This window comes from Bartonella sp. MU70NMGDW (assembly GCF_042194085.1).
GTDB classification, from domain to species: Bacteria; Pseudomonadota; Alphaproteobacteria; order Rhizobiales; family Rhizobiaceae; genus Bartonella; species Bartonella grahamii.
This window is the reverse complement of record NZ_JBHIMK010000106.1, coordinates 1-5068: the sequence shown is the minus strand read 5'-3', so window position 1 is coordinate 5068 and position 5068 is coordinate 1. Positions and strand designations below refer to the sequence as shown.

The 5068-nt window shown below is 38.9% G+C and carries 3 protein-coding genes; 2 read left to right on the top strand and 1 reads right to left on the bottom strand.

Features of this window, described 5'->3' with window-relative positions; all coding sequences use genetic code 11:
* Window positions 1–2303, bottom strand: a 2303-nt coding sequence (locus ACFIKE_RS08150; RefSeq protein ID WP_375649181.1) for a DNA translocase FtsK, incomplete at its 3' end; no start/stop codon positions are given.
* A gap of 468 nt (window positions 2304–2771) precedes the next feature.
* Here ACFIKE_RS08150 and ACFIKE_RS08145 point away from each other — a divergent pair.
* Both ACFIKE_RS08145 and ACFIKE_RS08140 read left to right on the top strand, forming a co-directional pair.
* Window positions 2772–4202, top strand: coding sequence for an aldehyde dehydrogenase family protein (locus ACFIKE_RS08145; protein WP_375649179.1), 1431 nt, complete (start codon window positions 2772–2774; stop codon window positions 4200–4202).
* Between the two features lie 29 nt (window positions 4203–4231).
* Window positions 4232–5068, top strand: an 837-nt coding sequence (locus ACFIKE_RS08140) for an RluA family pseudouridine synthase (RefSeq protein WP_375649177.1), incomplete at its 3' end; no start/stop codon positions are given.

Sequence of the window (5068 nt, the reverse complement as noted above, 5' to 3'; positions counted from 1 at the left end):
GTGACGGTTGCTAAATAATCAGGTTTTCCTTGCAGTTTAAGATGTGCAACAATGGATTCAACTTCTTCATCAGAGACAAAAGGTCCATGAACGCGTACAATACGCCCCCCACCCGCCATATGAAGCATATCTCCTTGACCTAAAAGCGTTTCAGCACCTTGTTCACCTAGGATCGTACGACTGTCAATTTTTGATGTCACTTGAAAAGAAATGCGGGTAGGAAAGTTCGCTTTAATTGTCCCTGTGATAACATCAACAGAAGGGCGCTGCGTTGCCATAATAAGATGAATACCAGCCGCACGCGCCATTTGTGCTAGGCGCTGAATGGCATTCTCTATTTCTTTCCCTGCCACCATCATGAGATCAGCCATCTCATCAACAATCACAACAATATAAGGAAGCTGCGTAAGATCCATGGCTTCTTCATGATAAAGCATTTCCCCTGTTTCCTTATCAAAACCCGACTGTACAGTACACATGATCGTTTCACCTTTTTGAGCCGCAAGTGCAACACGTGCATTAAAACCATCAATATTACGTACACCTAACTTAGCCATTTTGCGATAACGCTCTTCCATTTCACGAACCGCCCATTTTAAAGCTGTTACCGCTTTTTTAGGATCTGTTACAACAGGTGTTAAAAGATGTGGAATGCCATCATAAACAGAGAGCTCTAGCATTTTAGGATCAACCATGATCAAACGACACTGTTTTGGTGTCATACGATAAAGAATCGACAAAATCATTGTATTAATTGCTACAGACTTGCCTGATCCTGTTGTTCCTGCAACCAATAAATGAGGCATTTTTGCTAATTCTACAATGACCGGCTCACCACTAATCCCTTTCCCCAAAGCAAGAGCAAGTTTAAATTCACTTTCACGAAAAGAACGTGTTTGAATTAATTCCCGTAGATAAACGGTTTCACGAACCGCATTGGGTAACTCAATCCCAATAACATTCCGTCCAGGAATGACAGCAACGCGTGTAGAAATAGCAGACATAGAACGCGCAATATCATCAGAAAGATTAATAACGCGCGATGACTTTACACCCGCAGCAGGCTCAAATTCATACATTGTAACCACTGGCCCTGGATGTACATGGATAACTTCACCCTTAATGCCAAAATCTTCCAAAACACTTTCCAAAAACCCAGCACCGCGTTCCAATGTTTCCTGAGGAATCATCGTACCTTCATGAAAAACAGGTTCCTGTAATAAATTGATCGGAGGAAACTCATAAGCATCACTGTCAATAGATTGAATATTTTGCATAAAAGCAGAATCATAATTGCTTAATGGCACGCGGGCAGATTGCAATATTTTCGTTTTACCGTTTGTTTGCATCACAGACAAATCTTTTAAATTTGGTGTGACATTCTTTGTTATGCAGTCGACAATATTATTATTGGTTTTTTTCGTCTCTATATTAGACTCAGCGTCGCTTAGTGCCACAGTATCGTTTAAGGCCCTTGCATTACTTAACGTATGAGCGGAATCTTCAACAGAAAGCTTAGAATGACATTCTTTAGTAATATCATTATTCGTATGCATTAAATCAGAAATTTGCTCAACGCCTCGCATCCTTTCCGCTGGAGATTCTGATGTAATTGAATCATAGAGTTGCGGAAAGCGGTATTCGAGAACACGGTAAAGAGCAGTTATTGACTCATCAAAGATAGAAGGAATATCGGATGTAATTTCATTTGTCGTGTCAATCGATGTTTGATCCTCTTTTGAAGTTTGAGTATCCATATGTTCAAATATCAAAGATACGCATTCAAAAAATGCATCATCGGAAAGATGCCAAGCAGGATTCATTTTTTGTAGCACATTTTCTACTGGTAATTTATGCTCTTGTTTACCCTCCTCAAGTGGGATATTTTCTGATGGTATACGAGTAACTTGTCGTGACAACTGCTTCAAAACTGTTGAATGACAAACCGACGTTTTATTTTCTATTGATTGAGGATTAATGACTTTTTTTGTCGATGAAACGCTTGTTGTTTTCTTGTTACAACGTGCAATATCTGTATCTGTAATTTTTTTTTGATCTTGCTTCGTAAAAATTTTAAACTGCTTTGCAAAAACTGGATCTGTTTCTATACGACGACGCAAAATCTCAACTTCTGGGGTTCGCGTGAAACGGACATTTTTTCCGAGGGTAAAAGCCTTTTTCCATACTTCCGGATAAGGAAATATCTCCGTAATCTTAACAGATAAATCTTCTCTTGATGCACCTTTCGTACCATCATCAGAAAAAGAAGGCGTAGAAATAGATTTTGTTTTCGAATTATGCATGGCACCCAACAAATTTATAGCAATGAGAAAAATAACCTTTTTAAAAAGAATTCGTAGAAACTATCATACGAAGGTTAATAACCTTTTGCTGATGGTCACTTTTTAATTAAAAAAATAATGCCATAATGCATATTCATAATCTCCCTTCTGCATATTTACGATATAAATATTTACGATATAAATTGTCTCGTTTATGATGTCATAGAGCTCGTATTTCATTTGTTTTGAAGAAAACTTCAGGAAAATTGTCTATAGCCCTCTTTCTCTCCTATTTCATAAAAGAAATTAGTCCCAATAATACAAATGGGTATATAAGCATTGCTCTATTGAATTCTCCATGCTCAATTATCATGATACAATCTAATTTCTCGCGTTTTTATGGGATTACCCTTGTTATCCTCGTTTAAAACGGCTTAGACTAAGATAATCATAATTAAATAAACACAAATAGAAAAAAGGGAGTGAATTATGTTTAATAAACGGAAATTTTATATCAATGGTCTATGGGATGACCCAAGAACTCCTCACGATTTTGACGTCATTAATCCATCAACAGAAGAGGCTTGTGCTGTCATTAGCCTTGGAAGTACAGAGGATGCCGATAAAGCAATTAACGCAGCCAAAGAAGCGTTTCAAAAATGGAAAACAACGTCACCAAGTGAGCGTCTTGGGTTCGTTGAAAAAATTCTAAATATCTATGAAAAACGTTCTAAAGACATGGCAAAAACCATTTCAATGGAAATGGGAGCACCGATTGATATGGCTCTTAATGCGCAAACTGCAACTGGCAGTTCCCACATTCGCAATTTTATCGAAGCTTATAAAGAGTTTTCGTTCCAAGAAACTTTAATAAAGGGAAATGAGCAAGCAATTCTTCACTACGACCCTATCGGCGTCGTAGGATTAATTACACCATGGAATTGGCCCATGAATCAAGTAACTCTTAAAGTTATCCCTGCTCTCTTGGCTGGCTGTACCATGGTATTAAAGCCCTCTGAAATTGCGCCTCTTTCTGCTATGCTTTTTGCTGAATTTTTAGATGAAGCCGCGCTCCCTGCAGGTGTTTTTAATTTAATCAATGGTGATGGTGCAACTGTCGGCTCTTACCTCTCAGCACATCCAGATCTAGAAATGATTAGCTTTACTGGTTCAACTAGAGCAGGAAAAGATATTTCTAAAAATGCTAGCGCTACTTTAAAAAGAGTCTGTCTGGAACTTGGGGGAAAAGGAGCGAATATTATCTTTGCTGATGCCGACTCAGATGCTATTCAACGTGGTGCGCGACATTGCTTTTATAATAGTGGACAAAGCTGTAATGCACCGACTCGTATGCTTGTGGAACAAAGCATCTATGACAAAGCCATAAAAATAGCTAAAGATATTGCAGAAACAACAAAAGTAGGACCAAATTTCCAAGAAGGAAATCATATTGGTCCCGTCGTTTCAAAAAAACAATATGACAAAATTCAAGATCTTATCCAATCAGGAATTGATGATGGTGCAACTCTTGTTGCAGGCGGAACTGGTTTACCAAGAGGAATTGAACGCGGTTATTATGTCCGTCCAACAGTCTTTGCTGATGTAAAACCTCATATGCGTATTTTCAAAGAAGAAATCTTTGGTCCAGTTCTCTCGATTCTTGCTTTTAATACAGAAGAAGAAGCTGTCGCTTTAACGAATAACACTGAGTATGGTCTTACAAACTATATTCAATCACAAGATCGCAACAAATGTCGTCGTATTGCGGCACAAGTACGCTCTGGTATGGTAGAAGTTAACGGACATGGATTACCTAGTGGAAGCTATTTTGGGGGTGTAAAATTTTCTGGACGCGCCCGTGAAGGGGGACAGTGGGGAATTAAAGAATTTCTCGATAGTAAAGCAATTTCGTACTGGTAAAATCTTATTAAAAACTTAATAGGAATCGTATGGTAATACAGAAAATAACGGATGAAGGTGCTCTTGGGCAACGTCTTGATCAGTGGCTCGCAAAACAATATCATAATGTGTTATCACGTTCGCGTTTGCAAACCCTCATCCGTGAAGGCTATCTTAAAATTGATGGTCAATTCATAAAGGAACCAAAAACAAAATTAAGACCTAAGCAAATAATTGAATTGGCAATGCCTGACCTTCGTGATGCAGAACCTAGTGCTGAAGCTATTGCATTGGACATCCTTTTTGAAGATGATCATATCATTGTTATTAACAAACCAGCAGGTCTTGTTGTTCATCCTGGCAATGGAAATTGGACCGGTACGTTGGTTAATGCCCTTATCTATCACTGCGGTAATAGTTTATCTGGTATAGGTGGTGTTAAACGCCCTGGCATTGTCCATCGTCTCGATAAAAATACAAGTGGTGTTATGGTGGTTGCAAAAAATGATCTGGCTCATAAAAGTCTCAGTGCTCAATTTTCTGATCATGGACGTACCTGTGCATTAGACCGACGCTATCGTGCCTTGATTTGGGGGACACCTCACCGCAATGTTTGGACAATTGATGCATCACTTGGCCGTTCGCCCCATAACCGAACAAAGCAAGCTGTTATCCATAACCAAAACCCTTATGCTCGTCATGCTGTTACACATTTTTCTTTGCTAGAAAAATATGGCTCTCATGCAGACTCAACATCTTTTGCTAGCCTTCTGGAATGTCGCTTGGAAACTGGACGCACCCATCAAATCCGCGTTCATATGGCTCATATTGGGCATCCACTCATAGGCGATACAGTTTATGGCAACGCTTTTAAAACAAAATCAAAC